At 74.3% G+C, this 26,345-nt stretch carries 22 protein-coding genes and 2 pseudogenes; 10 read left to right on the forward strand and 14 right to left on the reverse strand.

The features are described 5' to 3' along the window. Positions 1 to 2: 2 nt before the first annotated feature. The 5 genes from ACH495_RS14740 to ACH495_RS14760 form a co-directional block, all read right to left on the reverse strand. Positions 3 to 1,535, reverse strand: coding sequence for a hypothetical protein (locus ACH495_RS14740; protein ID WP_396858245.1), 1,533 nt, complete (start codon positions 1,533 to 1,535; stop codon positions 3 to 5). A gap of 119 nt (positions 1,536 to 1,654) precedes the next feature. Then, the gene (locus tag ACH495_RS14745; protein WP_396858246.1) at positions 1,655 to 2,614 is read right to left on the reverse strand and encodes an anti-sigma factor RsbA family regulatory protein; all 960 of its coding nucleotides are present in this window, start codon (positions 2,612 to 2,614) and stop codon (positions 1,655 to 1,657) included. Next, positions 2,611 to 3,438, reverse strand: a complete 828-nt coding sequence (locus ACH495_RS14750; RefSeq protein ID WP_396858247.1) for an MEDS domain-containing protein — start codon at positions 3,436 to 3,438, stop codon at positions 2,611 to 2,613. Before ACH495_RS14750 ends, ACH495_RS14745 begins: the two co-directional genes overlap by 4 nt. A 23-nt stretch (positions 3,439 to 3,461) precedes the next feature. After that, the gene (locus ACH495_RS14755; protein WP_396858248.1) at positions 3,462 to 4,571 is read right to left on the reverse strand and encodes a hypothetical protein; all 1,110 of its coding nucleotides are present in this window, start codon (positions 4,569 to 4,571) and stop codon (positions 3,462 to 3,464) included. Positions 4,572 to 4,716: 145 nt separating this feature from the next. After that, positions 4,717 to 5,232, reverse strand: a complete 516-nt coding sequence (locus tag ACH495_RS14760; protein ID WP_396858249.1) for a 2'-5' RNA ligase family protein — start codon at positions 5,230 to 5,232, stop codon at positions 4,717 to 4,719. Positions 5,233 to 5,320: 88 nt separating this feature from the next. On the opposite strand from ACH495_RS14760, the gene ACH495_RS14765 reads away from it, so the two are divergent. Further along, the gene (locus ACH495_RS14765; RefSeq protein ID WP_396858250.1) at positions 5,321 to 5,830 is read left to right on the forward strand and encodes a DinB family protein; all 510 of its coding nucleotides are present in this window, start codon (positions 5,321 to 5,323) and stop codon (positions 5,828 to 5,830) included. On the opposite strand, the gene ACH495_RS14770 is transcribed toward ACH495_RS14765, so the two are convergent. Next, positions 5,814 to 6,794: a glycoside hydrolase family 88 protein gene (locus ACH495_RS14770; RefSeq protein ID WP_396858251.1), complete on the reverse strand. Its 981-nt coding sequence runs from the start codon at positions 6,792 to 6,794 to the stop codon at positions 5,814 to 5,816. The genes ACH495_RS14765 and ACH495_RS14770 overlap by 17 nt on opposite strands. A gap of 135 nt (positions 6,795 to 6,929) precedes the next feature. On the opposite strand from ACH495_RS14770, the gene ACH495_RS14775 reads away from it, so the two are divergent. After that, complete coding sequence (locus ACH495_RS14775) at positions 6,930 to 7,313, forward strand: SCP2 sterol-binding domain-containing protein (protein ID WP_396858252.1); 384 nt, start codon at positions 6,930 to 6,932, stop codon at positions 7,311 to 7,313. Further along, positions 7,310 to 9,382 carry a glycogen debranching N-terminal domain-containing protein gene (locus ACH495_RS14780; protein WP_396858253.1) on the forward strand — a complete coding sequence of 691 codons (2,073 nt, stop codon included), beginning with the start codon at positions 7,310 to 7,312 and terminating at the stop codon, positions 9,380 to 9,382. Before ACH495_RS14775 ends, ACH495_RS14780 begins: the two co-directional genes overlap by 4 nt. A gap of 10 nt (positions 9,383 to 9,392) precedes the next feature. Here the strand turns inward: ACH495_RS14780 and ACH495_RS14785 are convergent, their stop codons facing one another. The 3 genes from ACH495_RS14785 to ACH495_RS14795 form a co-directional block, all read right to left on the reverse strand. After that, positions 9,393 to 10,109 (reverse strand): Pr6Pr family membrane protein, encoded by a 717-nt coding sequence (locus ACH495_RS14785; RefSeq protein ID WP_396858254.1) that lies wholly within the window; start codon positions 10,107 to 10,109, stop codon positions 9,393 to 9,395. Between the two features lie 23 nt (positions 10,110 to 10,132). After that, on the reverse strand, positions 10,133 to 11,146 hold the full coding sequence (locus ACH495_RS14790) for a hypothetical protein (protein WP_396858255.1): 1,014 nt from the start codon (positions 11,144 to 11,146) through the stop codon (positions 10,133 to 10,135). A gap of 125 nt (positions 11,147 to 11,271) precedes the next feature. Then, on the reverse strand, positions 11,272 to 11,778 hold the full coding sequence (locus ACH495_RS14795; RefSeq protein WP_396858256.1) for a DinB family protein: 507 nt from the start codon (positions 11,776 to 11,778) through the stop codon (positions 11,272 to 11,274). A gap of 117 nt (positions 11,779 to 11,895) precedes the next feature. Between ACH495_RS14795 and ACH495_RS14800 the strand changes: the two genes are divergently transcribed. Both ACH495_RS14800 and ACH495_RS14805 read left to right on the forward strand, forming a co-directional pair. Continuing rightward, positions 11,896 to 12,786: a DUF72 domain-containing protein gene (locus ACH495_RS14800; RefSeq protein WP_396858257.1), complete on the forward strand. Its 891-nt coding sequence runs from the start codon at positions 11,896 to 11,898 to the stop codon at positions 12,784 to 12,786. Positions 12,787 to 12,841: 55 nt separating this feature from the next. Continuing rightward, positions 12,842 to 13,036 (forward strand): GTPase activator, encoded by a 195-nt coding sequence (locus ACH495_RS14805; protein WP_396858258.1) that lies wholly within the window; start codon positions 12,842 to 12,844, stop codon positions 13,034 to 13,036. Positions 13,037 to 13,095: 59 nt separating this feature from the next. Here the strand turns inward: ACH495_RS14805 and ACH495_RS14810 are convergent, their stop codons facing one another. From ACH495_RS14810 to ACH495_RS14820, 3 genes and pseudogenes are all read right to left on the reverse strand, one after another. After that, positions 13,096 to 13,725 (reverse strand): hypothetical protein, encoded by a 630-nt coding sequence (locus ACH495_RS14810; protein WP_396858259.1) that lies wholly within the window; start codon positions 13,723 to 13,725, stop codon positions 13,096 to 13,098. Between the two features lie 53 nt (positions 13,726 to 13,778). Next, entirely contained in the window at positions 13,779 to 14,648 is an 870-nt protein-coding gene (locus ACH495_RS14815) for an alpha/beta fold hydrolase (protein WP_396858260.1), read from the reverse strand. Between the two features lie 59 nt (positions 14,649 to 14,707). After that, a pseudogene (locus ACH495_RS14820) lies at positions 14,708 to 15,921 on the reverse strand (globin domain-containing protein). A gap of 153 nt (positions 15,922 to 16,074) precedes the next feature. Here ACH495_RS14820 and ACH495_RS14825 point away from each other — a divergent pair. Further along, positions 16,075 to 16,512, forward strand: a complete 438-nt coding sequence (locus tag ACH495_RS14825; protein WP_396858261.1) for an RrF2 family transcriptional regulator — start codon at positions 16,075 to 16,077, stop codon at positions 16,510 to 16,512. Next, entirely contained in the window at positions 16,512 to 17,144 is a 633-nt protein-coding gene (locus ACH495_RS14830; protein WP_396858262.1) for a class I SAM-dependent methyltransferase, read from the forward strand. The genes ACH495_RS14825 and ACH495_RS14830 overlap by 1 nt, the downstream gene beginning before the upstream one ends. A gap of 77 nt (positions 17,145 to 17,221) precedes the next feature. Here the strand turns inward: ACH495_RS14830 and ACH495_RS14835 are convergent, their stop codons facing one another. Beyond that, a complete protein-coding gene (locus ACH495_RS14835; protein WP_396858263.1) occupies positions 17,222 to 18,478 on the reverse strand; it encodes a hypothetical protein in 1,257 nt (418 codons plus the stop codon). Positions 18,479 to 18,721: 243 nt separating this feature from the next. Between ACH495_RS14835 and ACH495_RS14840 the strand changes: the two are divergent. The 3 genes and pseudogenes from ACH495_RS14840 to ACH495_RS14850 all read left to right on the forward strand — a co-directional run. Next, positions 18,722 to 20,251: pseudogene (locus ACH495_RS14840) on the forward strand (ATP-binding protein); the annotation flags it as partial. Continuing rightward, entirely contained in the window at positions 20,228 to 22,342 is a 2,115-nt protein-coding gene (locus tag ACH495_RS14845; protein WP_396858571.1) for a toprim domain-containing protein, read from the forward strand. The pseudogene ACH495_RS14840 and the gene ACH495_RS14845, both read left to right, overlap by 24 nt. A 32-nt stretch (positions 22,343 to 22,374) precedes the next feature. After that, the gene (locus tag ACH495_RS14850; RefSeq protein WP_396858264.1) at positions 22,375 to 24,864 is read left to right on the forward strand and encodes a DNA topoisomerase (ATP-hydrolyzing) subunit A; all 2,490 of its coding nucleotides are present in this window, start codon (positions 22,375 to 22,377) and stop codon (positions 24,862 to 24,864) included. Positions 24,865 to 24,967: 103 nt separating this feature from the next. On the opposite strand, the gene ACH495_RS14855 is transcribed toward ACH495_RS14850, so the two are convergent. Further along, entirely contained in the window at positions 24,968 to 26,275 is a 1,308-nt protein-coding gene (locus ACH495_RS14855) for a uracil-xanthine permease family protein (protein ID WP_396858265.1), read from the reverse strand. Positions 26,276 to 26,345: the final 70 nt, after the last annotated feature.

Consider the following 26,345-nt stretch of genomic DNA (forward strand, 5'->3'; position numbering starts at 1 on the left):
CGTCAGGCCGGGGCGCGGACGCCGGCGTCCGGCCCGGTGGTCTCCGCCTCGGACGCCCCACGGGGCGCCGGCGTCCGCACCGCGAACGCGTCGAAGCTCGGCCCGTCCAACCGCTCGATGAACGGCTCGGCGCGCGGCCGGTCGGCCTCGTCCCGGTCGGCGTCCGGCCGCCCGGCGCGCGGCCGGTCGGCCTCCTCGCGGTCGGCGTCCGCCCGCCCGGCGCGCGGCCGGTCGACCTCGTCCCGGTCGGCGTCGGTCCGCTCGACGGGCGCCGGCCCGGCCGCCGTCGGGCGCACCGCCACCTGCGGGTACTCGGCGGTCTCGCCACCGCCCGCGGCGGCCGCCATCACCGCCGCCGCGGCCAGGTCCGCCACCCGCTTGGCCTCCCGCTGCACCCGGGCCCGCGTCTCCTTGGCGTGCTGCTCGGCCAGCTCCGCCGCGCGCCGCGCCTCGTCCAGCCGCTTGGTCTCGGCGGCCAGGTCCCGGCGTACGACGATTAGCCGCTCCTCCAGCTCGGCGCCGGCCCGCTCGATCGTGGTGATCTCCCCACGGGTCTGTGCCAACTGCTGGCCGACGGTCTCCAGCTCACTCTTGAGCTGGCCCAGCGTCTCCTGCCGCTGCTGGATCTCCCGCTGCACGCCGGCGAGCTGCTCCTGGTGCGCCGCGGTCTCCTCGTCGGCCCGCTCGCGCACCTCGGTGGCGTACTGCTGGGCCTCGGCGACCAGCGCGGCGATGTCCCGCTCGGCCGCCGTCGCCCGGTCGGCCAACTCCTGCTCGGCCGCGGCCCGCCGCTCGTCCAGCTCCCGGGCCATGGTCGCCTGCCACTGGGCCAGCTCCTGCTGGGCCTTGCTCCGGTTGGCCTGCACCTCCTGCTGGATCTGGGTGCGGGCGGCCTTCACCAGCGCCTCGGACGCGGACCGGGCCTGCTCGACCTGCTGCGTGGTCTGCTCGCTGATCCGCTTCGCCTCCTGCTGGGCCCGGTCGTGCACCGCCTGACCCTCGGAACGCAGCTTCTCCGCCAACTCCCGGACGGCGGTCAGCTCCGCCTGCGCGGTGGCGCGGCGCTCCTCGTCCACCCGCTCCTGCTCGGCCCGGCGGGCGGACAGCTCCTCCTCCAGCTCGCGCCGCTGGAGGGCGGCCTGCTCCTGGGCCGCGGTCAGCACCCGCTCCGCCTGGGCCTGGAAGTCGTCGGCGCGCTTGGTGGCCATCTCGGTGATCTGACCGGCCTGCTTCTCGGCCAGGTCGAGAATCTGGTCGACCATCGGGCCGAGGTCCCGGAACGACGCCCGGTCCACCGCCGTCGGACGGTCCCGCAGCTCGACCGCCTCGGCCTGCGCCCGCTGCATCTGCGCGGTCAACTCACGCACCTGGGCGTACGCCCGGTCCCGGGCGGCGGTCAACGCGCCGAGCTCGCCGTCCATCTGCTCGACGTACCGGTCCACCTGCCGTTTGTCGTAGCCGCGCAGCGCCGGGTCGAACCGCGGTCGCGCGGACACGTCGTCGTGGGGTGCGAACGGTTCCTCACCGTTGGACATGCGCCATCCTCCGTCGGTTCGCCAGCGCCAGGCCGCGGGGCACGATGAGGCGCAACGGTACCGTGTTCGCACACGGCGCTCGCCCCGCCCCGCCCTTGGCCCGCCGGTCGGTCCGACGGTCAGACCGGGAAGTGCGGATTCCCCGCCGTCAGGCGGATGGTGAAACCGTCGGCGTCCCGGTGGTGCGTCACGTGGTCGCAACTCTGGTGGCTGATCCACAACCCCAGGCCGCCCTCGCTGCCGTCGCCCGCCGGCAACAGCCCGGCGTACGGGTCCTTGGGGCCGGGACCCCGATCGTGGACGGTCACCACGATCCGGTCCGTCCCGCACCACACCCGCATGCGCACCGGCGGCGTCCCGTGCCGCGCCGCGTTGCACACCACCTCGCTGACCGCCATCACCAGGTCGTCGACGCTGTCGGGCGGAAGGTGGCCGGCGTCGGCGGCGCGCACCGCCGCCCGGGCGTCGGCCGGCGTCGGGTCGGTCAGCTCGACCAGCGGCGCCGTGTGCTGCAGCGGGTCCGGCGGAGCCGGCCGGCACTCGGCCAGATAGGTCGCCGGTTCGGTGTAGACCCCGGTCGGCTCGTGGCTGCCGTCCGGCCGGGCGATCCGGGGATGGGTGCGGGCCACATCGGTCAGCACGTGCGGCGGCACGACGCGCCGGTCGTAGGCGCAGATGCCCCACAGCGGGAAGTCGTCGTAGGCGTGGTTGATCGCCGACTCGTAACGGGCCCACGCGTCCCAGGTCGCGCCGAGCAACGCCGGTGGCAGCTCGCCGACCATCCGGAGCTGCGCCGTGCCCACCGTGACCGAACCGAACCACTCCCGGTAGGCCCGGATCGCCGCGGCGGGCCGGGCGTAGACGTCCCCGCCGGGCAGGAAGGTGACCTCCGCGCCGGTGGGCAGCGCCCGGCGCACCAGCTCGGCGTGGTGCGCGTCGAGGCTCACCGCCACGCGTTCGCCGGCCTCGATACCGCCCAGCAGGAACGGCACCACCACGGTCAGCAACTCGTCGTCGGAGTCGTACAGGATCGCCTCGTGGAAGTAGCCCACGTGGCCGGCGGCCGCGCCGGTCCTCATCGGACCACCTCCGCCCGTACCTCGGTCAGGCCCAGCAGCTCGACCAGCCGGGCCGCGGCCGACCGGCGGGTGCGCAGCACCGCGACCGCGCCGTGGCGGCGGGCGTGGTCGCGCAGGTGCAGCAGGCTGCGGTGGTCGACGAAGGCCAGCCGGGTCGCGTCGAAGACCAGCCGCCCGGCGGTCGGGCGCGGGTCGGCCCGGTCCAGCGCGGCGGCGAAGAGCCGGTGGTTGGTCGGGTCCAGCTCGCCACCGAGCGTCACCGCCGCGTCACCGTCGCCGGCGTGCAGTCGGAACAGCACGTCGGTGTTGGTCTCCGGATGCATGCAGGCCAGCTCCGCGATCGCCGCGTCGCCCAGCACGCGGCGGTCGTAGGCGCAGACCGCGGACATCGGCCGGTGCCGCAGCCAGTGGTCGATGCGGTGCTCGTAGCGGGCGAAGGCGTCCCGCTGCGCGGCGGTGCGGACCAGGCCGGTCGCCTCGGCCAGCACCCGCAGGCCGGTGTGGCCGGCGGCCAGCGCCTCGGTGGTGGCCCGCACGTACGCCTGAACCTGCCGCTCCGGGTCGACGGCCTCGTCGTGACGGTAGGCGTGGCCGACCGGGAACAGCCGCACCGCGCCGCGTCGCCGGGCGGCGTCGAAGCCGGGCACCGACGCCAACCGTCGCGCCACGGTGTCGGCCTCGTCCGGGCCGATCAGCCAGACCTGCTCGCCCGCCGCGAGACCGATGGTGACCTGCTCGACCGCCTGGGCGTGCAGCGTCGCCGGGTCGTCGTAGGCGAGGCAGACATGGCCGTAGCCCGGGTGCGTCGTGCCCCCGTCGGTCACCGGCTCCGCCTCATCGGCTGATTCTATGCCGCGCCGAGCTGGAGGTCGCGCCAGGCGGTGGAGTCGAGCGGCGGGTCACCCAGCGCGAAGTCGGCCCCGTTGTTCCAGTACGCGACCGCGTCCACGTCGGCCTGCCGGCGCAGCCAGGTCACGTGGTCCCGTACCGCCCGCGCCCGGCCGGCGCCGGTGGGGTCGGCCGTGGTCCGGCTCAGCCCGTACTCGGGCACCAGCAGCCGGACGCCGGGACAGGCGGCGCGCACCTTGCCGAAGGAGACCCCGAACATCCGGGAGGCCGGCCAGTACCCGGCGGTGTCCCGTGAGAAGCAGTCCACGCCGTAGTGCGTCATGCCCGGATAGGCCCAGTCGGCCGGGTTGCCGCCGCCCTCGTCCAGCCAGTAGCGGGTGACGATCGGGCCGTGCCCGAGCACCCAACGCCGGTTGGGGTGCGCGGCCACGATCTGGGTCACCCGGCCGGCGGTGGCCCGGTACGTCGCCGGGGGCACGTCGCCCATCGGCTCGTGGTACCAGGTCAGGTAGACCGGCCGGCGGACGCCGTCGAGCCAGCCGGCCAGCTGCTCCACGTCGTCCTTCCAGGAGACGTGCATGACGGCCGACGGCGCGTCGACGAACTTGCCGGCGTCCAGCGGGGGCAGCTCCGGCAGCGCGTCCGCGTCCGGGCCGTCGGTGCCGTAGTCGCGCATGTAGCGGATGTCCGGATAGGCGACGACCACCTGCCGGGTCCGCGCCCCCTTCTCGGCGCTCATCCCGACCAGCAGCGGCACCGTCAGCGTAAGGACGGCGGTGCCGGTGCGGCCGGCGCCGTCCCGCGCCGTCGCGGTCACCGTGACCGGGCCCCGGCCGGCCAGGACGGTGACCGTGAAGCTGTCCGGGTCGGTCCCGCTCGGGGCGACCGTCACGCCGGGCGTGGTGCTGGCGAGCTGGACGGTCAGCGGCACGCCCAGATCCACCCGGACCGGAGCGTCCCAGGCGGCGCCGGTGGGGTCGCTGACCCGGCCGGCGACGGTGAGCAGCCGCGAGTCGGGGTGGTAGGCGTCGACCCGTACGGTGGTCGACTGCCCGGGCAGCAGGACGGTCCGGGTGGCGGTGACGGAACGGATCACGGGTGCGGCCATCGTGGTCTCCTTCGGCGTGCTCGTACGCGCTCCGGCCGCACGTCCTCGGGTGGCCAGAATGGCTCTGACCTGCGCTTTTATCAGCTTGCGCCGGCTCGGCCCGAAGCGCCACGGGTGGGCGCAGATGGCGCGAAAGGCGACCCGCTCAGGGGAGGGGATGGGCGATGTCGCGGGCGTGGTCGGTCACGGCGGCGCCGACCACGGTGGCGGTCAGCGGCAGCACCTCCAGGCAGCGGCGCACCGCGGCGGCCATCAGCGGGTTCGGCACCCGCATGGAGAGCGTGCAGTGCGGCACCCAGCGCCCCGGCCGGTAGTGCTCCACCACGCCGACGCCGGCGCGGGCCAGCCGCTCGTGCACGCCGGCGTGATGCGCGAGCAGCTCCGACGTGGGCGCCGGCCCGAGCCAGAGCACCCGCCCGACGAACTGGCCGGCGTGCTGGAACTCCAGTCGCAGCGGCGTGGCCACCACCATCCCGGCGAGCGCCGCGGCCACCTGCCCCGGGTCGAGGCGGGGCGCGACCGCCAGCGAGACGTGCGGTCGGTGCCGCTGCGCCAGCAGGGACCGCATGCTCGGCACCCCCTCGGACTCCAGCAGGTCCCACAGCACCCGGATCCGCCGGGTGGCGTCGGTGTCCAGATACAGCTCCAGCGCCGCGACCACCCGACCACCCTAGGCGGCGAGGTTTGCCGCCCACGCTGGGCGGTACTGCCTCGGGGACGGCACGAGACGCTGGGGGAGTGAGGCACACGTGGACGTGAACGACCTGTTGACCGAGGCGTACGGGCGACTGCCCGACCTGGTCGCCGCGGCGCTCGACGGGCTCGACCCGGAACAGCTGCGGCAGGCCCCGGCGGACGGGGCGAACCCGGTGGGCTGGCTCGTCTGGCACCTCACCCGGATCCAGGACCACCACGTCGCCGACCTGCTCGGCGAGCGGCAGCTCTGGGCCACCGGCGACTGGGCGGGCCGGTGCGGCCTGCGGCCCGATCCCGACGACACCGGCTACGGCCACGGCCCCGAGCAGATCGCCGCCGTGCGGCCGGAGAACGGTGGCGTGCTGCTCGACTACCACCGGGCGGTGGTGGAGCGCAGCGTGGCGTACCTGCGCGGGCTGCGCCCGGCCGACCTGGACCGGGTCGTGGACGAGAACTGGGACCCGCCGGTCACGCTCGGCGTCCGGCTGGTGAGCGTGCTCGACGACGACCTGCAGCACGCCGGGCAGGCCGCCTACGTGCGCGGGCTCATCCGGCGGCGCTGACCACCGCCCGGGCGCGACCCAGCGCGGCCTGCCCGAGCAGGAAGCACGCCTGCGCCTCGGGGGAGGTGCCGGGGCCGGTGAAGTCGGGCGCGCCGCTGACGCCGGTCACCCGCCCGTACCGGTCCACCCGCCGGGCGGCGGCGGCCAGCAGCTCCGCGCCGGTGCCGAACCACGACGGCGGCAGCCAGCCGTCGGCCACCCCGGTCAACGCCGCGTACCCGAGCAGTTGGGCGGTGTTGGCCTCTCCGAACGTGCCGGGGTCGTCGAGCACGTCGGGAAAGAGGCCGTCGTCGGTGCGGTGCCGGAGGCAGGCGGTCAGCACCTCCTCGGCGTGCCCGGCCAGCTCGGCGCGTGTCCCGGCCGGCCAGCCGGGTGCCAGGCGCAGCGCCCGGGCGATCCCGGCCACCACCCAGCCGTTGCCGGTGCCCCACGGCTGCGGCCGGTCCAGCTCGCCCCAATCTTCGTCCCAGCGGGCCGCGTAGAGGCCGGTACGCGCGTCGTGCAGCCGGCGTCGGTGCCCCGCCACCTGAGCGGCGGCCAGCTCCGTGCGGCCGGTGAGCGCGAGCAGCGGCACCACCATGTAGACCGTGTCGGCCCACACCTGGCGGCCGTCCAGCAGGTGGAACAGCGTGCCGTCGGCGGCCCGGGGAGCCCGGCGCACCAGCCAGTCGAGTTGGGCGTCCAGCGCGGCGGCGTACCTCGGATCGCCGGTGGTGACCGCGGCGTGCCGGACCACCTCGCCGCAGGCGGCGCCGTTCACCGCGCCCACCGCGCCGGCCAGCTCACCGAGCCGGCCGTCGGGCCGTTGCCGGGTCACCGCGGCGTCGGCGACGAGCGTCGCCGCCTCGGGTCGGCCCAGGTCGAGCAGCGCCTGCCCGGTGATGCCCTGCTCCCAGGACTCCCGCTGCATGGTCAGCAGCGCGAGCAGCACCCGGTCGGTGGCGGCGTCAGCGGTCGTCGACATGGCCGTCCGGTACCCGCCGCGCGGGCCGGTCTCACCCGGATCGGGTGAGTTGGTCTCACCCGGCCGGCGGGAACGCTGCGGCCACGGGCGGAGCCGCACGTCGGGCACGCGCGACGACGGACAAGGGAGGCAGCGATGAGCACCTCGGCCGCGGAGCACCTGGCCCGGGGAGCGGCCGGCCGGCACCCCGACCTGCCGGAGACCACCTCCGGCACGGTCCGCCTGGACCTGCGGGAGGGCGGCCGGACGGAACACTGGTATCTGACCATCGACCGGCAGGACGTCCGGGTCGCCCGCTCGGCCGAGGAGGCGGAACTGGTCGTCCACGCGGACCGGGAGGTGTTCGACCGGATCGCCGCGGGCCGCCTGCACCTGGCCGCGGCGATCCTGCGCAACGACATCACCGCGCAGGGCAACCTGAAGCTGCTGATGACGTTGCGCCGGATCTTCCCCGGCCCGCCGGGGGCCCGGCATCCCCGGGACCTGGCCGGCTCCGCCCCCCGGCCGGCGGCGCGATGAGGCAGGAACTGGTCTCCGTCCTGGCCGGCAACGCTTTCGCGATGGGCGACGCGCAGGGTGACATGGAGGCGCACCCGTGCGCCCCGATCGGCCTGTTCTCCTTCGACACCCGGTTCCTCTCCCGGTGGATCCTGACCGTCGACGGCGAGCGATTGCAGTCGCTCTCCCGGGACGACCTGACCTACTACGAGACCCGCTACGTGCTGGTGCCGGGCGCCGCCAGCCACTACGTCGACGCGGACGTCTCGGTGATCCGGCACCGTTCCGTCGGTGAGGCGTTCCACGAGCAGATCACGGTGCTGAACCACGCCGCGGAGCCCGCCGACTTCATCGTGCGGATGGAGATCGGCAGCGACTTCGCCGACACCGCCGAGATCCGCCACCCCGCGCCGCGCCGGACGGCGGCCACCGCCGACTCGGAGTGTCGGGAGCTGCGGATCCGCTACCAGCGGGGACGGTTCACCCGGGAGACCCGCGTCTCCAGCACCGCGCCGGTCGAGGTCGACCAGCGGGGGATGACGTTCCGGATCCGGGTCGACCCGAACGGCGCCTGGCAGACCGACCTGCACGTCCGGATGATCATCCAGGGCGCCGGCGAGCGGGACCTGCGGGCCGACATCGAGTCCCACCGCCAGCAGGTCCGGCGCAGCATGCGGGACGACCTGGCCCGCTGGTACGACGAGGCACCGCAACTGGTCGCCGAACGCCAACCGCTGGCGGCCGCCTACCGGCAGGCGCTGGCCGACCTGGCCGCGCTGCGGTACACCCCGCTGGCGTACGCCGATCGGGTGCCGGTCGGCGGGCTGCCCTGGGCGATGACGCTGTACGGGCGCGACGCGCTGATCACCTGCCTGGAGACGCTGCCGTTCACGCCCGAGCTGACGCCGCCGACGCTGCGGATGCTCGCGCTCGGGCAGGGCGGCCAACTCGACGACTACCACGACGAGGAGCCCGGCAAGATCCTCGGCGAGCTGCGGTACGGCGAGGCGGCGGCGTTCGACGAGCAGCCCACCGCGCTCTACTACGGCGCGGCCGACACCACCCCGCTCTTCGTCGTCCTGCTCGACGAGTACGAACGCTGGAGCGGCGACGCGGACCTGGTCCGGCAGCTACGTCACCCGGCCCGGATGGCGCTGGACTGGCTGACCGAGTACGGCGACCCGTACGGCGACGGCTACCTGCGCTACCAGTCGCGCAACACGGACAACGGGGTGGCCAACCAGAGCTGGCGCAACTCGCCGGAGGCGATCGTCGACCGGCACGGTGTCGAGCCGCCGTTCCCGCGGGCCACCGCCGAACTCCAGGGGTACGCGTACGACGCGCGGATCCGGGGCGCCCGGCTGGCCCGGGAGTTCTGGGGCGACCCGGAGTACGCCGAGCGGCTGGAGGCCGACGCGGCGCGGCTGCGGGAGCGGTTCAACAGCGACTTCTGGCTGCCGCACCGGGGCTACTACGCGCTGGCGATCACCCCGGACGGGGAGCCGGTCGACGCGCTCACCTCCGGGCTCGGGCACCTGCTCTGGAGCGGGATCGTCGAACCCGAGCGGGCCGACTCGCTCGCCGCCCACCTGTGCGGCCCGGACCTCTTCTCCGGTTGGGGCGTGCGCACGTACGCGGAGGGGCAGCGGCCGTACAACCCGGTCGGCGCGCACCTCGGCGCGGTCTGGCCGTCGGACAACGCGCTGGTCGCGGCCGGCCTGCGCCGGTACGGCTACGACGCGGAGGCCGCCCAGGTCGCCGCCGGGGTGCTCGGGGTGGCGGAGACGCTCGGCGGGTCGGTGCCGGAGGTGATCGCCGGCTACCCCCGTCGGGTCACCAAGTATCCGGTGCAGCTGCCGGCGGCCGGCCGGCCGCAGTCGTGGGCCTCCGGCGGCCTGCTGATGCTGGTGGCGACCATGCTGGGGCTGCGCCCGTGCGGGGACAACCTGCTGGTGGACCCCGCGATCCCCGCCGGCTACGGCCGGATCGAGCTGCTCGACGTGCCGGGCCGGTGGGGGCGGGCCGACTCGTACGGCCGGGAACGCGCCAGTCGCCGGCGGCTGCGGACCGGGACCCGCGACGTGGCCTGACCGCGCCCGTTCAGCCGGAGCCCCGCGCCGCCGGGGTCGTCGGCCCGGCCGTCGGTGACGGTGGCTCGGCCGCCCGGGCCACCGGCGGCGCACCGCCCCGGGCCGCCCGGGCGAGCAGCCGGTCGACGCCCACGAAGAGGAGGCCCAGCAGCCAGAACACGGCGGCGAACCCGACCGCGCTGAGCCCGACGCCGTCGTAGCCGAGCTGCCCGGCGTCGAGGAACGGGTACGGGTAGCGGTGCACGACGAGCCCGCGCACCAGCGCGAACCCGAGGTACGCCAGCGGGAACGCCAGCCACCAGGCGGCGTACCGGGGGCGCAGCCGGCCGCGCCTGTCGAACAACGCCCAGTCGGCGACCGCGAGCAGCGGCACCACGGTGTGCAGGAGCTGGTTGCCCCACCACTCGCCCGGGTCGCGGTGCGGCTGGGCCATCGCGAACGGGCTCGCCGGATTGGCCAGCACCAGGTGGTAGACCGTGCCGGTGATGGTGATGTAGAGCGTCACCGCGCCCTTGAGCGCGCTCGGCGGCTCCGGCCGGTCGCGCGACGCGCACCAGGCGGCGTAGCCGGCGAGCACGCCGACCGCCACGTTGCTCTGGATGGTGAAGTAGGGCAGCAGGCCGGTCACCGTGGCCGGGCCGAGCGCGGTGAGCACGATGCCGGCCACCACGCCGAGCACCACGGCCAGGCGGAGGAGGATCGCCGGTCGGCGACGCCGCGGGGTCACCGGGGCAAGTTACCAGCCGGTCGTCAGCCGGCGCGTCCGCCGGTCCCCGGTCCGGCCGGGTCGAGCGCGTCGTCGCCCGGCGTGCGGTCGGCGCCGGACCCGGGACCGGCCGGGGTGCGGGCGGCCTCGGTGGTGGGCTCGATGCCGGTCGGGCTGACCAGTGGCCCGGCGGTGGCGGTGGCGGTCGGTGGCCGGGCGGTGCCGGCCGGGGGCCCGGCCGGACCCGGGGTGGGCAGGACCCCGCCCGGTGGCCCGCCGGTCGGGTGCTCCGCCCGCTCGCTCGGGTCGCCCGGCGTGGGCGTGCCGGACCCGGCCGGCGCGGAACCGTCGAGCAGGGCGGCGCAGTAGCCGGGCACCCGGCCCGCGCTGCCCGCGGCGGTGACCAGGCCGGCGAAGGCCGGAGCGTTCAGCGCGCGGCGTCGTTCGATCTCCGGGACGGCCCGGTACGCGGCGCAGAGCCCGGCCGGTGAGGACGGATCGGGTGCGCCGGCGCGGGGACCGGTGGCCGGACGGCTCGGGCGGGCCGGGGGCGTGGGCGCGGCCGTGGGCCGGGCACCGGTGGTGATGCCGACCGGTGGCGCCTCGTCGCCGGTGGCGCCGGGCAGGTTGCCGGTCACGGCGGCCAGCGCGACGCCACCGGTGAGCGACGCGGCCAGCGTGGCGACGGCGAGTTTGGCCCCGAGCAACCCGGCGAACCGGCGGGCCGGACGGTCGCCCGCACCGCGGCGTCCGGCCACCGGCCCCCGACCGGCGGTGACGGCTGCCGGTCGTCGCTCAGTGGCATCGGCCACCGGCCCTCGACCGGCGGTGACGGCCGCCGGTCGCCGCTCAGAGGCGTCACGGGCGGCGGAGGTGGTCGCCCGGACCGCCCGGAACGCCGCCACGGCGGCGGCCTCGCCGTCGAGTTCCCCGGCGCCGGGCGCCGCCCGGACGACGTCGAGGAACTTCACGAGCGCGGCGGGGGCTGTCTGCGCGCCGCTGGAGGAACCGGCGAGCAGCCGCTCGACGGTTTCCTGGTCCAGGCGGGGTGCGTCCATCTCGTGACCCTCAGCGCCGCCACCTGTGGGAGCGTCACACGCCGGGCCCGGCGACGGACGTGAGACCGGTCACCCTCGCGGGCGCCGCGACCCGCCGGGTGCCCGACTCGGGACGGGAGTGGAGGTCAGCCCATGGTCTTCGCGCCGTCGATCGACTCGCGGACGATGTCGGCGTGGCCGGCGTGCTGGGCGATCTCGGCGATCAGGTGCAGCAGCACCCGGCGGACCGTCCAGGCCGCGCCCGGCTCGAACCACGGCTCGTCGGGCAGCGGGTGCGCGGCGTCCAGGTCGAGCGTGCCGACCAGCGCGTCCGTCTCGGCGGCCGCCCGGTCGAACGCGGCGAGCAGCCCGGCCAGGGTGTCGCCCTCGACCATCCGGAACTGGCCGGCCCAGTCGACCGGCTCGCTCCGCATCGCCTCGGCGCCGCCCACCGCGAAGCGCGCCCAGCTTCGTTCCGTGATCGCCACGTGCTTGACGATCCCGCCGAGGCACAGCTCGCTGGCCGTGCTGCGGCGCGCCGCCTGCGCGTCGTCCAGCCCGGCCACGGTCTGGCGCAGGAAGCCGCGGTGCCGGCGCAGGGCGACGAGCAGGTCGGCCCGCTCGCCGGTGGGAACCTGGTCGGTGACATCCATGCCGCTCGTCCTCTCGATCGACCCGGACTCACCGTACGACCCGGCACCGACAACTCCGGCGATCCACACCGGAGCCTCCGGTTGCCGGTCCGTCCGGTTCGCGGTGAACTGAACGACATGGGTGTCATCAAGGTGGGCACGTCCTCCTGGGCCGACCAGATGCTGGTCCGGTCCGGCTGGTATCCACGCGGGACCAACACGCCGGCCGGCCGGCTGCGCTGGTACGCCGAGCACTTCGGGCTGGTCGAGGTGGACACGTCGTACTACGCGGTGCCGGCGCCGGAGACCACGGCGGCGTGGGCGGACGCCACCCCGCCCGGCTTCACCTTCGACGTCAAGGCGTTCCGGCTCTTCACCGGTCACCACACGCCGGTCGAGGCGCTGCCGAAGGACCTGCGGCCGGCCGGTGGCCCGAGCCGGATCCGCTGGCGCGACCTGTCCGCCGGGGCGTACGACGAGCTGTGGGGCCGGTTCCACGCGGCGCTGGCGCCGCTCGCGGCGGCCGACCGGCTCGGCGCGGTGCTGTTGCAGTTCCCGCCGTGGCTGGCCCGCGGCGACGCGGCCCGGCGGCGGATCGTGGCCGCCGCGCAGCGGTGCCGACCCTTTCCGGTCACCGTCGAGCTGCGACACTCCTCCTGGTTCACCGAGGACGCCGTGGTCGACACCGTGACGTTCCTGCGCGAGCACGGGCTCGGGTACGGCTGCGTGGACATGCCGCAGGGGCACGTCTCCTCGGTGCCGCCGATCCTGGTCGCCACCACCGACCTGGCGGTGGTCCGGTTCCACGGCCACAGCGACGCCTGGTCCAGCGGCGACAAGCAGGAGCGGTTCCGCTACGCCTACGGCGAGTCGGAGCTGCGGCACTGGTCGGTGCTGCTGCGCGAGCTGGCCGACCAGTGCGCCGAGCTGCACGTGCTGACCAACAACTGCTGCGGCGACCAGGCCCAACGGGACGCCGCCCGCCTCGCCGAGCTGCTCGGTGTGGTGCCCGCCGCCGCGCGCGCCTGAGGTTTTCCGGGCCGTCGCACGGGTACCGGCCAGGGACGACAGCGAGGGGGGACACGTGGACGAACGGCGCGACGAGACGACCCCGGACGGCCGGGATCCCCGGGCGACCCGGGAGGCCGAGGAGGCGCACGGCGGCAGCATGGCCCCGGGCCTGGTGGACGACACCGGGCGACCGGTGACCGGTTCGCCGGTGCCGGACAACGAGCCGTCCGCGCCGGGCGCCCCGGGGGAGGACGGCACCGGCTCCTGAGACGGACACCGCGCGGCCGGTGACCCACCCCGATGTGGGTCGCCGGCCGCGCGGTGGTCTCAGCGGCCGGAACCGACCAGGTGACGCCCGGCCGCGCCCATGGCGGCCATCTTGCCGAGGTTCTTCGGCGCGACCATCAGGCCGCCGGCGCGGTCCAGCATGCCGCGGAACACCTGGCCGGGCTTCTGCTGCTCACTCATGTAGGCAGTCATCACGACCAGCGCGCCGGTCAGCGCCGGAATCGCCCACTGGAGCATCTTCATCTGCCGCTGGCTGGCGGCGACGTTCGCCGGGGTGTGGTGGTTGGGCTCGGTGGTCCCCTCGACCGGCGGCCCGCCCGCCCGCTCCAGGCGCATGCCGACCAGCTTGCTGTAACCGGTCACCGCCAGCGCGCCGACGGTCAGCGCGGTCTTCACCGCGCTCGCCTTCCCCACCCCGGACTGCCGGGCCATCCGTGGGGTCTCGGTGACCAGTTCGCCGACCGCGCCGGCCAGGTGGGCGCCGATCGCCGCCGCGTTCACCGGGGTCCACCGCGCCCAGCCGGCCGAGGCCACCGGCAGTCGCTGAGTCGTGTCGTCGATTCGTGCCGCCGCGCCGTTGACGCCGAGCGCCCCCATAAGTGAGCCCCCGAACCAGGCCGCCAGGCCCAGGTCGTGCATCGAGCGCAACGCGGTGTGCCGTTCGGACATCTGATCCCCCTCCGCCGTGTTCGGGCGGTGCGGCATACCCGTCCTCGGCCTGCTCACGCCCCCGAGATGCGGGTCGGCAGCGTGGCGGCGAACGTGGCCACCCGGGCGGCCACCGGCGCCGAGGCGCGGACCCAGGTGAAGTGGTCGAGCGGGGCGCCCGCCTCCGCGACGGTGTAGCGGTGCCGGGTCACCGGCGCGGCGGTCAGCTTGTCGCACAGGTGGTCCAGCGTCTCGTGCGGCGTGTACTGGTCGTCGTCGACGCTGACCGCGAGCACCGGCGTCCGGATCCGCCGCACGGCGGCCTCCGCGTCGACGCCGTCGAGCGCCGGGAACCGGCCGGTACGGGCGGTGTGCGCCCAGTCCCGGATCACCCCGCGCGCCTGCCGGCCGCCGAAGCCCCAGCCGGGCCAGACGCCGAGCAGCCGGGATGCCGCCGCGATGCCCTGGGTGTACGGCAGCACGCCCCAGCCGCGCCGCCCCGGATAGCGGCGCCACCACGGCAGGCCCACCGCCACCAGCGCCAGCCCGTCCACCCGGCCGGCGTCGTGCAGCGCCTGGTGCAGCACCGCCACCTGCCCGCCGAGCGAGTGCCCGAGCAGCACCCGGACGCGGCCGTCCAGCCGGGGCTTGAGCGCGTCCAGCACCGCCCCGACGTCGGTGGCCAGCTCGGCGTAGCCGTACCGGCAGGTGCGGGCCGGCGCGGGGGTGCTCTCCCCGGTGCCGCGCAGGTCCGCCACCACGACCGCGAGCCCGGCGTCGCGCAGCGCGGCGGCGAACGGGCGGTAGTAGCGTGCCCGGACGCCCATGGCCGGCCAGATCACCACCACCGGCGCGCCGGGCGGCCCGGCCGGCTCCGGGTAGACCTGGACGCCGATCCGGGCGCCGTCGACGTCCACGTACTCCTGCGCGTACTCGCCACTCACCGGCCCAGCTTAGCTACCGGCGGGTAGCAAACGGTGGGTGGACCCGCAGCGGCACGCGGTCAGCCGGGCAGCATGCCGGGGCCGAACACCTCGTAGGCGATCCGCTGCGCCGGCACGCCCCGGCGCAGCAGGTTGCCCCGGACCAGGTTCATGAACGCGATCGGGCCGCACAGGTGCGCCGCGGTCCCGGCGCCGACCGGGATCCGGTCCGGCTCGACCAGCCCGGGGCGTACCTCCGCCTTCAGCATGGGCGGCTCGGCGTCGGCGGCGTCCTCGTACCAGAGGTGGACCGCGAGGTTCGGCAGCCGTTCCTGCATCGCGGGCAGTTCGTGGCGCAACGCGTGCGCGGCGGCGGCCCGGTCGGCGTGCACCAGCGTCACCTCGCGGCGGGGGTCCCGGTCGGCCAGGTGCGCCAGCGCCGCCATCGCCGGGGTGAGGCCGATGCCGGCGCTGACCAGCAGCAGCGGCCCGCCGTCGCCGGTCGCGTCGACCTCGCCGAACGCCGGGCTCAGCCGGAGCGTGTCGCCGACCGCAACCCGGTCGTGCAGGTGCCCGGAGACCAGGCCGTCCGGCGCGCCGGCCTGACCGCGGACCCGCTTCACGGTGATCCGCCACTCGGCGGCGCCCGGCCGGCCGGAGAGGCTGTACTGCCGGATCTGCTGCCCCCGACCGTGGTCGAGGTCGACTGCGACCGAGACGTACCGGCCGGGAGTGAAGTCGGGGGCCGCGCCGCCGTCGGCCGGGGCGAGGGTGAACGAGACGACGTCGGCGGTCTCCCGGGCCCGTCCGGTCACCCGCCAGTCGCGCCACACCGGAGCGCCCTCCGGCACGCCGGCGCCGGCGTACAGCCGTGCCTCCCGGGCGATCAGCTCGCAGGCGAGCAGCCAGTAGACCTCGTCCCAGGCGGCGGCGACCGCCGGCGTGACGGCGTCGCCGAGCACCTCGGCGACCGCGGCGAGCAGGTGCCGGCCGACGATCGGGTACTGGGTGGCGGTGATGCCCAGCGAGGCGTGCTTGTGCGCGATCCGGTCCAGGACCGCCCCCACGGCAGGCCGGCGTCGTCGCCGGCCAGGTGTCCGGCGTACGCCACCACCGCCGCGGCGAGCGCGGCCTTCTGCTGGCCGGTCGCCTGGTTGCCCCGGTTGAAGAGGTCGAGCAGGTCCGGGTGGGCGTCGAACATCCGCCGGTAGAACCGGCCGGTGATCGCCTCGCGGTGTGCGCGCACGGCGGGCAGGGTCGCGGTCACCACGGCGGCGGAGGATTCCGAGAGCACGGCGGGTCTCCTTCTGGGCGTCGAACGGGTCGACCACCACAGAACAGGAATCTCAAATTCCTCTTCAGGGTCCAAGGTCCCGGAACGGGCGTGGCGCGGATCACCGGCGATCGGCCCGTGTCGCGTACGGCGCGCAATGGCTAGGGTCGAGCCGTGAGGCTCAACCGGTCGACCGACATGGCACTGCGGATCGCCATGCTGACCGCGGCGTCCCCGGTCCGCGCCACCGTCGACGAGCTGGCCACCCGGCTCGCCCTGCCGCGCAGCCACGTGGCGAAGGTGGTGCAGCGGTTGCAGCGGACCGGCGTCCTGGTCACCATCCGGGGCCGCTCCGGCGGGGTCGCCTTCGCCGAACACGCCGGCGACCTGACCGTCGGGCAGGTGGTCCGCGCCTTCGAGGGCGACGACGAGGTGGTCAACTGCGCCCAACCGGCCTGCCCGCTGGTCGGCGGCTGCCGGCTGCGCGGCGAGCTACGCCGGGCCCAGACCGCCTTCCTCGCCGTGCTCGACGGCGTACGCCTCGGCGACCTGGTCGACGGCGCCGCCGGCCCGCTCCTGCTCAGCCTCGGCGTCCCACCGGCCACCCGCTGATGGGCGTCTCGCACCCGGTCTTCGCCCGGCTCTTCGCCCGGGCCAGCGTCGCCATGGACGCCGCCGGCGCGGCCGCGCACCGGGGCCGCCTGGTGGCCGGGCTGCGGGGCCGGGTGGTCGAGGTCGGCGCCGGCAACGGACGCAACCTGGCGCACTACCCGCCAGCCGTGACCCGGGTGCTGGCCGTGGAGCCGGAACCCCGGCTGCGTGCCCTCGCCCGGGCCGCCGCGCCCGACGCCCGGGTCCCGGTGACCGTCGCCGCCGGCCTGGCCGAGGCGCTCCCGGTCGCCGACGGCGCCGCCGACGCGGTGGTGCTGTCGCTGGTGCTCTGCTCCGTGCCCGACCAGGCGGTGGCGCTGCGGGAGGCGCACCGGGTGCTCCGGCCCGGCGGCGAGCTGCGCTTCTACGAGCACGTGGTGGCGTCGACACCGGGCCTGCGCCGGGCCCAGCGGCTCGCCGACGCGACGCTCTGGCCGCTGCTCTGCGCCGGCTGCCACACCGCCCGCGACACCGTGGGCGCCATTCGGGCCGCCGGCTTCACCGTGACCCGGCTGGACCGGTTCCGGTTCCCCGAGCACGGCATCCCGGCACCCGCCTCGCCGCACGTGCTCGGCACGGCGACCCGCGCCTGACCGCCCGCGTGCCCACGCGCGGAGACGCCGGCCGGCGACTGCCGGCCGGCGTCCCGGCACACGCTGATCGGACGGCGTCAGCCCACGCTGATCGTGCCGTCCGGGGCGCGGACGCAGGACACGGCGCGTGCGCCGGTCACCGCCGCCCCGCTCAGGCAGCGGCCGAGCACCTGGTGGCCGGCGGCGCTCGGGTGCCACGACTCCTGGCAGGTCTGGAAGTAGGTGCCGCAGGCGTTCGCGATCCGCTGGATGTCCAGCTTGTCGTAACCGGAGAGGCTGGTGACGAAGGTGCCGCTCGGGCCGTCCATCAGCCGGATCGGGGTGGCCAGCACGTTGGCCGGGCTGCCCGCCGACTCACACAGCCGGGCGCCGTCGAAGGCCCGCTGCACGTTCAGGTAGACCAGGTCGTCGGCCGGGAACTCGGCGGCCAGCGTGCCGCGTACGGAGCTGACCAGCGTGCCGAGCCCCTGGGAGAAACGCTGTCCGGGCGCCAGGCTGGCCCGGTGGATCGGGCAACCGGCCGCGTACCGCTCGGCGCCCAGGGCCCGGAACTTGTCCCGGGTGTCGTCCCGGCTGTCCTCGCTCCAGTAGCTCTGGTCCAGCTCGTACGGCAGCGGGTTGGTGTAGTCCTGGAACACCACCCGGTGCTGGCCGTCGGCGTCGACCTCGTCCAGCGTGGTGAGCAGTTGCCGCAGCGCCGCAGTGGTCTCCGCGGTCGCGGCGGAGAACTGCGCGGCGGTGCCGAGGTCGGCGTCGGTGCACGGCTTCTGCTCCACCGGCCCGCCCAGGTACGCCCAGAACTCCCACCAGCCCGTCCACGCGTCCGCGATGAACCGGTTGGCGCACTTCTCCGCCACACTGCCGAACGTGAAGGAGCTGTTGTTCGAGCCGAGGCCGACCAGCACCAGGTCGATGTCGTGGGTCCGGGCCACCGACCGGAGCTGGTCGAGCTGGGCGGCCACCTGCCGGCCCTTGGCCCGGGTGGCCGAGGCGTTGGCGATGTCGTACGGCTGCCCGCCCGAGCAGGCCAGGTTGAACCGCGCGGCGATGCCCGGCAGGTCGGCCCGGAACAGCGAGGCGTTCGGTGAGCGGTGGCAGAAGTAGGCGTTGGCGTTCGCCGCCGACCACCCGGGGAAGCCCTGCGCGACGCCGTTGACGTCGACCACCGGGGCGTACCCGCCGGCGCCCTCGCCGCTGATGAAGCTGTCACCCAGCGCCACCGCGGCGGTGGGCAGCGCCGCGGCGGCGGGCGCGGCGGGCGCCACGGCGGCCGGCAGCGCCACCGTGGCGAGCGCCAGCGCCGCCGTGAGCACGGAACGACGGAACACGGACATGTCCCACCTCACCCTCACACATAGAAACGTGAAAGATCCTCTGAGGGGGCGATCAGATCACGGGGTTGTGACGGGCGTCAATGGCCGGACACGAGGTCACGACAGGTGTTGACAATCGGCCCGAGGGTGACCGGGAAGACGTCCGCAGGTCCGATCGTTGTCGTGCCCGGACGCCTCCCCGCCGCCGCCGTCCGGGCGACCCGCAGGCCGACCGGACAACGCACCGCACCGGGTGCATCGGACCTGTCGGAGCGCCGGGCTAGGCTCGCTGCGGCGCGCCGCGCCCGGCGATCGCCGTGGGGGCATCATCACGGTGAACGGCACCACACCGCCGAGACCTGGGAGTACGACCAGTTGACCGCACAGCCTGAGACGCTCTACGGGGCCGACGACCTGACCCACCTGGAGGGCCTCGACGCCGTCCGCAAGCGCCCCGGCATGTACATCGGCTCCACCGACAGCCGTGGCGTGGGTCACCTCGTCAACGAGATCCTCGACAACTCCACCGACGAGGGTGTCGCGGGTCACGCCACCACCGTCGACGTGATCCTGCACGCCGACGGCTCGGTCCAGGTCGACGACGACGGCCGCGGCATCCCCACCGACGTGCACGCCAAGTCCGGCATCTCCGGCGTCGAGCTGGTGCTCACCCGGCTGCACGCCGGCGGCAAGTTCGGCGGCTCGGGCTACAAGACCTCCGGCGGCCTGCACGGCGTCGGCGCCTCCGCCGTCAACGCGCTCTCCCGCCGCTTCGACGTCACGGTCCGCCGCGCCGGCAAGGTGCACGCCATGTCGTTCCGCCACGGCGTACCCGGGATCTTCGACGGCGACGGCCCCGACGCGCCGTTCACCCCCGGTCCCGGCCTCCAGGTCGTCGGCGCCATGAAGCGCGGCCAGCGCACCGGCACCTCGATCCGCTGGTGGCACGACCCCCGCTACTTCGAGACCGGCGCCGCGCTCGACACCGACGTGGTCCGGCTCAAGCTGCGCAACACCGCCTTCCTGGTGCCCGGCGTGGCCTACCGGCTGCGCGACGAGACCGGCGAGCAGGCCGTCGAGGAGCGCTTCCACTTCCCCGACGGCCTGACCGACATGGTGGAGTTCCTCGCCCCGGCCGGTGACCGTCCGGTCTCCGGCACGCTGCTGGTCACCGGCGAGGGCACCTACCGCGAGAACGCCGCCGACGCCAACGGCGTCATGCAGTCCAACGTGCAGCGCCGCGCCGAGGTCGAGATCGCGTTCCGCTGGGGCACCGGCTACGACCGCACCGTCGAGTGCTTCACCAACACCATCCGCAACGCCCACGGCGGCACCCACCGCAAGGGCTTCGAGCGGGCGCTGGCCCGCACCCTCGCCGACGCCGCCCGCACCGCCCGGGGCCTGCTCAAGCCCAAGGAGGACGCGCCCACCCTGGACGACGTCCTGGAGGGCATGACCGCGGTGGTGCACGTGCGGATCCCGGAGCCGCAGTTCACCTCGCAGACCAAGGACGAGCTCTCCACCGCCGGCATCACCAAGGTGCTCCAGGGTCTCGTCGAGGCGCACCTCAGGAGCTGGCTGGAGGACCGCCGCACCAAGGCTGAGGCCCGCACGGTGCTCCAGAAGATCGTCGACGCGGCCCGGGTCCGGCTCACCCAGAAGCAGCAGAAGGACGCCGCCCGCCGCAAGACCGCGCTGGAGGGCGCGGCCATGCCGGCCAAGCTGGTCGACTGCCGCGCCACCGGGGTGGAGCGCAGCGAGCTGTTCATCGTGGAGGGCGACAGCGCCCTCGGGTGCTTCACCGGGGACACGATGGTCGCACTCGCCTCGGGCGAGGCCCGCTCATTCGCCGACCTCGCCGCCGACTGGGCCGAGGGCGTCACCCACTTCGGCTACACGACCAACAAGGCCGGCCGGGTGGTGCTCGCACCGCTGGAGGAACCTCGGCTCACCAAGCGGAACGCCGCACTGGTCCGGGTGACCCTCGACAACGGCGAGTCGGTCCGATGCACGCCGGACCACCTCTTCCGGCTGCGTGACGGCTCCTACCGGCGGGCGGACGCCCTGACGCCCGGCGACTCGCTGATGCCGCTCTACCGACGCATCTCCAGCAAGGCCGAGGGGCACAACCTCAACGGTTACGAGCGGGTCTGGATGAACGACCGCGCGGAGTGGGTCTACACCCACTACCTCGCCGACGGTTGGAACCTCCGTCACGGCAGGGACAGCGCGGCCAACGGCAATGTCCGGCACCACGTCGACATCAACAAGCGCAACAACGATCCGCGCAATCTGCGGCGGATGACCTCAGCGGATCACTTCGCCCTGCATGCCGCGATGATGGGCGACCACGTTCATGCGGCGTGGCGGGAGTGGTTCGAGAACGGTGGACGCGAGTTCCGCTCGGCCATGCTGACCGCGCAGTGGCAGGATCCCGACTTCCGGGAGGCATGCCTGGCCCGGCTGTTCGCGCTCAACGAGTCGCCGACGTTCCGCGCCAGGATCGAGAAGCGGTTCCGGGAGTGGTATCACGCACTCAGCGACGAGGAGAAGTGCGCCTACGCCGAGCGCATGCGCGAGCGCCAGCACGAATACTGGTCCCATCCCGAGCACCGGGTGGCGGCTGCCGAGCGGGCGCGGCTGTTCTTCACCGACCCGGCTCGCCGCGAAGAGTGGCGTCGTCGTTCGGTACGCCAGTGGCAGGACCAGGATCTGCGCGCGTGGCGGAGCCGGAAGACCATCGAGCAGTTCGCCGATCCGGCCGAACGAGAGCGGCAGCGCAACGCCGTCCTGGCCTGGCAGGAGGACAATCCGGAGTTCCGCCGGGCCCATTCGCGTAGGATGACGGGCCGGATGACCGATCCGACCACCGGTCACCTCGCCAAGGTGCAGGCGGGGCGTGCCCGCTACGTGGCGAGTGTCCCGCGTGCCGAGCGGGCCGCCAAGCAGACCGAAGGGCGACGAGTAGCCGCCCTGCGACGCCTCGCGCCGCTGGTGTCCATGCCCGACGCGGAGATGGCGGCCGCCTATGAGGCCGAGCGGAAGCAGACCGCGCGGACCGGTCTGCGATTCGATCGACTTCTGGCGTTGCACGAGGGTGACTACGAGCGTCTACGGGAGGCAGCCGTGCTCGTCAACCACAGCGTGGCCTCCGTCGAGCACCTGAGTGAGACGGCTGACGTCTATGACCTGACCGTGGACGGCTACCACAACTTCGCGTTGGAAGCCGGGGTGTTCGTGCACAACAGCGCTCGGGTGGCACGGACGTCGGAGTACCAGGCTCTGCTGCCGATCCGGGGCAAGATCCTCAACGTGCAGAAGGCCAACCTCCAGCAGGTGCTGGACAATGCCGAGTGCGCGGCGATCGTGCAGGTGCTGGGCGCCGGCTCCGGGCGGACGTTCGACCTGTCCACGCTGCGCTACGGTCGCGTGCTGATCATGGCGGACGCGGACGTCGACGGCGCGCACATCCGGACGCTGCTGATCACGCTCTTCGCCCGCTACATGCGACCGCTGATCGAGGCCGGCCGGCTCTACGCCGCGATGCCGCCCCTGCACAAGATCACCACCAGGGGACGCAACCCGCAGACCGTCTACACCTACACCCAGGCCGAGATGGAGGCGACGGTCCGCAAGCTGGAGAAGGCCGGCAAGCAGATCGTCACCCCGATCCCGCGCTTCAAGGGTCTGGGCGAGATGGACGCCGACGAGCTGTGGGAGACCACCATGAACCCGGCCACCCGGGCGGTCCGCCGGATCACGCTCGACGACGTCGACGCCGCCGAGCGGATCCTCGAACTGCTCATGGGGGAGAAGGTCGAGCCCCGCCGCAACTGGCTCATCGACTCCGCCGACCGCGTCGACCGCGACGCCATCGACGCCTGACCACCGCGTTCGTTTCGGAAGGAAGCTGCACCATGGCACGCCGCAAGGACGACCGCGCCAAGGCGGATCTCTCCGCCTTCGACCAGGCCGGCGCCCGGGTCTTCGACAACCCGCTGGTCACCGAGGTCTCCGACTCCTACCTGGAGTACGCGTTCTCGGTCATCCACTCCCGCGCCCTGCCGGACGCCCGGGACGGGCTCAAGCCGGTGCACCGGCGCATCCTCTGGTCCATGCACGAGTCGGGGTTCCGGCCGGACCGGTCGCACGTCAAGTCGGCCCGCGTGGTCGGCGACGTGATGGGTCGCTACCACCCGCACGGCGACACCGCCATCTACGACGCGATGGTGCGGTTGGCGCAGGACTTCTCGCTCAACGTCCCCCTCATCGACGGGCATGGAAATTTTGGGAGCCCGGACGACGGACCGGCGGCGGCGCGCTACACGGAAGCCCGGATGTCGCGGGAGGCCATGCTGCTCGTCGGTGAGCTGGGCGAGGAGACCGTCGACGTCGAGCCCAACTACGACGGCTCGCTGACCCAGCCCACCGTGCTGCCGGCCGCCTTCCCCAACCTGCTGGTCAACGGCGCGTCCGGGATCGCGGTCGGGATGGCGACCAACATGATCCCGCACAACCTCGGCGAGGTGGTCCAGGCCGCCCGCTGGCTGATCAACCATCCGGACGCCACGCTCGACAAACTCATGGAGTTCGTGCCCGGCCCCGACCTGCCCACCGGTGGGCTGCTGCTCGGCCTGGACGAGGTGCGCCGGGCGTACGAGACCGGGCGCGGCGTGGTGCGGATGCGCGGCCGGGTGCAGATCGGCCCGCTGGAGGGCAGCCGGGGCCGGCAGGCCATCACCGTCACCGAGCTGCCGTACGGCGTCGGCGCCGAGAAGGTCATCGCGGCCATCACGAACGAGGTCAACAAGACCAAGCGGCTGACCGGCATCGCCGACGTCAAGGACCTCACCGACCGGGAGAACGGCACCCGCCTGGTGGTGGAGTGCAAGGTCGGGGTCAACCCGCAGGCGCTGCTGGCCGACCTCTACCGGCTCACCCCGCTGGAGCAGTCGTTCGGCGTGAACAACCTGGTGCTGGTGGACGGCCAGCCGCGCACGCTCGGGCTCAAGGAGCTGCTCGAGGTGTTCCTGTCCCACCGCTACGAGGTGGTGACCCGGCGCACCGCGTACCGCAAGCGCAAGCGGGAGGAGCGGCTGCACCTGGTCGACGGCCTGCTGATCGCGCTGCTCGACATCGACCGGGTGGTCCGGCTGATCCGCGCCAGCGAGGACGCCCAGGCCGCCAAGGACGGCCTGATGCAGCGGTTCAAGCTCTCCGAGATCCAGGCCAGCTACATCCTGGACACCCCGCTGCGCCGGCTGACGAAGTACGACCGGCTGGAGCTGGAGGCCGAGCAGGAGAAGCTGCGCGGTGAGATCGCCGAGTTGTCGACGATCCTCGACGACCCGAAGGTGCTGCGGAAGCTGGTCTCCGACGAACTGGCCGCGGTGGTGAAGCAGTTCGGCTCCGAGCGGCGCACCACGCTGGTCGACGGCGACCTGAAGGAGGTCCTCGCGGCGTCCGTGCCGGCCGGTCCGCTGGAGGTCGCCGACGACCCGTGCCAGGTGATCCTCTCGGCGACCGGGCTGGTCGCCCGCACCGCGGCCGAGTCGGAGGAGGCCGCCGAGGCGCGCCGGCGCAGCGGCCGGGTCAAGCACGACGCGGTACGCGCGGTGGTGCACTCCACCGCGCGGGGGCGGGTGCTGCTGGTCACCAGCGCCGGTCGGGCGTTCAAGATCGACGTGTTGCCGTTGCCGGTGCTGCCGGAGCAGTCCGGCACGGTGTCGCTGCGCGGTGGCATGTCGGCCGCCGAGCTGGTGCCGTTGGCGCCGGGGGAGACCGTGGTCGGGTTGGCGCCGCTGGGCCCGTCCGCCGAGGGGTCGCCCGGTCTGGCGCTGGGCACCCGGCAGGGCGTGGTGAAGGTGTGCGCGCCCGACTGGCCGGTCCGCTCGGACGAGTTCGAGGTGATCTCGTTGCGGGACGGGGACGAGGTGGTCGGCGCGTCCTGGCTGACCGACGGCGCCGAGGCGTTGGCGTTCGTCTCCTCGGAGGCGTCGTTGCTGCGCTTCGCGGCGTCCCTGGTGCGACCGCAGGGCGTCAAGGGCGGCGGGATGGCCGGCATCAACCTGCCGGCGGGGGCGCGGGTGGTCTTCTTCGGCGCGGTCCGCACCGACGACCCGCGGCACGGCGAGCCGATGGTGGTCACCTCGACCGGCGCCACGGTCAAGGTGACGCCGATGACGGCGTACCCGGCGAAGGGGCGGGCGACCGGCGGCGTGCGCGCACAGCGGCTGCTCAAGGGCGAGCTGGAGCTCTCCGTGGCCTGGATCGGCCCGCGTCCGGTGGGCGCGACGGCCAACGGTGACCCGGTGGACCTGCCCCCGGCCGACCCGCGCCGTGACGGTTCCGGCTTCGCCGTGATGCTGGGCCCCACCGTCATAGGCCACCACATCGACCGCGACTGACCCCGCCTTCCCCACCCCGCCCGGCGCGCGCTGATTCACGGAAAGAGTGGCTATTCCGCCCCGGATAGCCACTCTTTCCGTGAAAGAGGGCCCGGGGTGGGGGTTAGGGGGTGGTGCGGCGTAGGCGGGTGGTCAGGCGCATGCCGTGGTAGATGGCCAGGGCGGCGGCGGTGCCCAGGGCGATGCCGTTGAACGAGAGGTCGCCGGCGGTCAGCGTGTAGTTGGCGGCGCCGACGATCACCGCGACCGCGGCGGTGAACAGGTTGACCGGGTCGTGGAAGTCGACCCGGTTCTCGATCCAGATGCGGGCGCCGAGCACCGCGATCAGGCCGTACAACGCGGTGGTGGCGCCGCCGAGCACGCCGGCCGGCACGGTCAGGATGAGCGCGCCGAACTTCGGGCAGAGGCCGAGCAGGATCGCCGTGCCGCCGGCCACCCAGTACGCGGCCGTGGAGTAGACCCGGGTCGCGGCCATCACGCCGATGTTCTCCGCGTACGTGGTGGTGCCGGAGCCGCCGCCGGAGCCGGCCAGCACGGTGGCGAGGCCGTCGCCGAGGAACGCGCGGCCCATGTGCCGGTCGAGGTTCCGGCCGGTCATCGCCGCGACGGCCTTGACGTGCCCGGCGTTCTCCGCGATCAGCACCAGGATGACCGGGATGACCAGCACCACGGCGCGCAGGCTGAAGCTGGGCGTGTGGAACTCCGGCAACCCGACCCAGGCGGCCTGCCGCAGCCCGGTGACCGCCTGCTGGTCGAGTTGGCCGGTCAGCGCGGCGACCAGCCAGCCGACCACCACACCGAGCAGGATCGACAGCCGGGCCAGGAAGCCGCGGAACGCCACGGTGGTGACCAGGATCGCCAGCAGCGTGACCACGGCGATCAGCGGTTGTGCCTTGACACCGGTGCCGGCGCCGCCGCCGTCCCAGGCGACCGGGGCGAGGTTGAGCCCGATCAGCGCGACGATCGCGCCGGTGACCACCGGCGGCATCAGGGCGTCGATCCACCGGGCGCCGGCCACGTGCACCGCGACGCCGACCAGCGCCAGCGCGGCGCCGGCGACCACGATGCCGCCGAGGGCCGCGCCGATGCCGCCGTCGGTCTTGGCGGCGATCACCGGGGCGATGAACGCGAACGACGAGCCGAGGTACGACGGCAGCCGGTTGCCGGTGATCAGCAGGAACAGCAGCGTGCCCAGGCCGGAGAAGAAGAGTGTGGTGGCCGGCGGGAAGCCGGTGATCAGCGGCACGGTGAAGGTGGCGCCGAACATGGCGACCACGTGCTGCACGCCCACCCCGACGGTGCGCGGCCAGGAGAGCCGTTCGTCGGGGTGGACCACGTCGCCGGGGCGTACCGCACGGCCGTCGCCGTGAAGGCTCCACGGGGAGCGGCGGATCGTGGGGAACTGGGTCATCGCCTCGCCCTTCACCTCGGTGCGGGGGCGTGATCGACCCTGGGAGTTGTTTCTAGCACGGCCCCCGGGG

Origin of the sequence: Micromonospora sp. NPDC018662 (assembly GCF_044391475.1) — a bacterium.
Lineage (GTDB): Bacteria > Actinomycetota > Actinomycetes > Mycobacteriales > Micromonosporaceae > Micromonospora.